The sequence below is a fragment of the Sandarakinorhabdus sp. genome (genome assembly GCF_032115815.1).
GTDB lineage: Bacteria > Pseudomonadota > Alphaproteobacteria > Sphingomonadales > Sphingomonadaceae > Sandarakinorhabdus.
Genome location: NZ_JAUMBI010000003.1, coordinates 6,207 through 8,627 on the forward strand (window position 1 = coordinate 6,207; position 2,421 = coordinate 8,627).

At 65.3% G+C, this 2,421-nt stretch carries 2 protein-coding genes; both read left to right on the forward strand.

The window, feature by feature from the left end:
- The first annotated feature begins 62 nt into the window (after positions 1-62).
- On the forward strand, positions 63-731 hold the full coding sequence (locus tag RT662_RS00110) for a hypothetical protein (protein WP_313668111.1): 669 nt from the start codon (positions 63-65) through the stop codon (positions 729-731).
- A gap of 1 nt (position 732) precedes the next feature.
- On the forward strand, positions 733-2,367 hold the full coding sequence (locus tag RT662_RS00115; RefSeq protein ID WP_313668113.1) for a glycosyltransferase family 2 protein: 1,635 nt from the start codon (positions 733-735) through the stop codon (positions 2,365-2,367).
- Positions 2,368-2,421 lie beyond the last annotated feature (54 nt).

A 2,421-nucleotide genomic window follows, 5' to 3' on the forward strand; every position in this document is an offset into this window, starting at 1 on the left:
AAGTTTTTTTACAAAACAGTGCGTTCCCACCAAAACTTCTGGAACGATCGCAAGCCTTGCGCGTGGCCATTGTCGCCGCCGGACTGTCCAAATATGAAAAAGGCGCCGCCGCCCCGCTGCCTCGCCCCGGCGGCGCCCGCCGCCATGTGCTGGTGCCCGGCCAGGTCGAGGATGATCGCGCCGTCACCAGCGGCGGCGCGCTCTCGTCCAACCTCGAACTGCTGCGCCGCGCGCGGGCCGAAGCCGGACCAGACGCCTATCTGATCTACAAACCCCACCCCGACGTGATTGCCGGCCACCGCAAGGGACTGATCGCGGAGAGCGAAATGGCGGTATTGGCCAACCGGGTGGAAACCACCGCACCAATGGCCGATCTGATCGCCATGGCCGACGAACTGCACGTGAACAGCTCGCTGGCCGGGTTCGAGGCCCTGCTGCGCGGCAAGCCGGTCACCGTCCACGGCGTGCCCTTCTATGCCGGCTGGGGTCTCACCACCGATCGCGGCCCGGTGCCCGCCCGTCGCACGGCGCGGCGCACGCTGGATGAGCTGGTGGCGGCAGCCTATCTGCTCTACCCGCGCTATCTCGACCCCGTCACCGGCCTGCCTTGCCCCGCCGAAGTGCTGGTGCAACGCCTGACCGCCGCCGCACCGGTGCTCGATCCCACCGCCAGCGCCGTCATCGCCGTCCGACGCGCCACCGGCCGCGTGCGCCGCCTGCTGGGGCGCTGAGATGGCGCGCAAGCCCTTGCCCTGGCCTTCAACACGCGCCCTGTTCACCGTCGCTGCCATGGCCATGCGCATGGCACCGCTTGCGAGTTTGCTGCGGCTGGGCGAACTGCTGCGAGGCAAGCGCGTGCGGGCCTGGAACGGGCTGTGCCGTCTGGCAGACAGTCACCCTGATTCCTATTCCTACTGGCGAGCAGAGATTGCACCACTGCGCGTCCGTAACTGGATCGGCGCGGCGCAGTCGATCGACAATGGCAGCGTGGTTCGGCTGGAAGACACGGATGCAGTCATGCTGACCGATCTCCTGGAGCAGCAGTCACGGCGAGGACTTGCTTGGGTGGTTCCGGTTCTGCCGGGCGATATGCTGGACCCGTCACTGCCCCAGCTTCTGGCCTCGGCGCTGGCCCGCCACCCGGATGCCGGCATCATCTATTGGGATGAAGATGTAAAAACATCGGCCGGTCCCGCGTTCCCTTGGATCAAGCCAGGATGGGATCTGCTATTGCACTTGGCCCGCGATTGCCTCTCGGGCGCCTCCGCGCTTCATGTCGAAACGGCGCTCGCGACAGCAGCGCGGCTGCCGTCGCTGCCGGTAAGCGCGGCAGGTCTTGCCGAACTGCAGTTGGCCATGCTCGCCAAAGGGGTGAACGTGGCGCATCTGCCCCTGGTCCTGACCCAGCGCGGCCGCTCTGCAAGCGTGGATCCAGAATGGCCCGCGCGCGTTCGTCAGCATTGGCCGGATTGGCGGCTGGATGCACGCCATGATGGTCTGCCGTTCTGGCGCGTGCAGCCGCCGGAACCGGCAGCATGGCCGGCAGTTTCGTTCATCATCCCAACGCGTGACCGTGTGGACCTTTTGCGCACCTGCCTGTCCAGCCTTGCACGGCTGACCTATCCGGGAAACGTCGAGATCATCATTGTCGACAATGGCAGCAGCGACCCATCGACGTTGGCACTGTTGGAGGCAGAGCAGGCCGCGGGCCGTATAAAGGTGCTGCGCGACGACGGCGGCTTCAATTTCGCGCGACTCAACAATCGGGCAGCGGCGATGGCCCGTGGCGAACTGTTGTGCCTCTTCAACAATGATGTCGAGGCGCTGGACGGCGACTTCCTGTCGGCGATGGTTCGCCATGCCACCCGGCCCGGGGTGGGAGCCGTAGGCGCCCAACTGCTATACCCCGATGGCAGCATCCAGCATGCAGGCGTGAGTATCGGCACTGGCAATGCGGCTGGCCATACCCAGCGTGGCGCGGATCCCGCCAGCCTGCATCATGCCGGCTGGCATGCGGTTACCCGCCAGGTCTCTGTCGTCACGGCGGCTTGCCTCTTGGTAACGCGGGCGCATTACCGCCAAGTGGGAGGGCTGGACGAGGCTGGCTTTGCCGTCGCGTTCAATGACGTCGATTTCTGTCTCAAACTACAGGTGGAAGGGCTGGCGAACATCTATTGTGCCGAAGCCAGGCTGATCCACGCTGAATCACGCACGCGGCCAAGTGACAATCGGTCTGACCAGGCGGCGCGCTTCGCGCGCGAGCTGGCCCTGCTGCAATCACGCTGGCAAACGGAATTGTGTCAGGATCCCCATCATAGCCCCCTCTTTTCCCGATCGTCCGAAACATGTCTGCTGTCCTTGGCTTGAACCGTCGACCGATCCTGCCGCAAGTCACGCTGGTTGCCGTGACCAGCGTGGCTC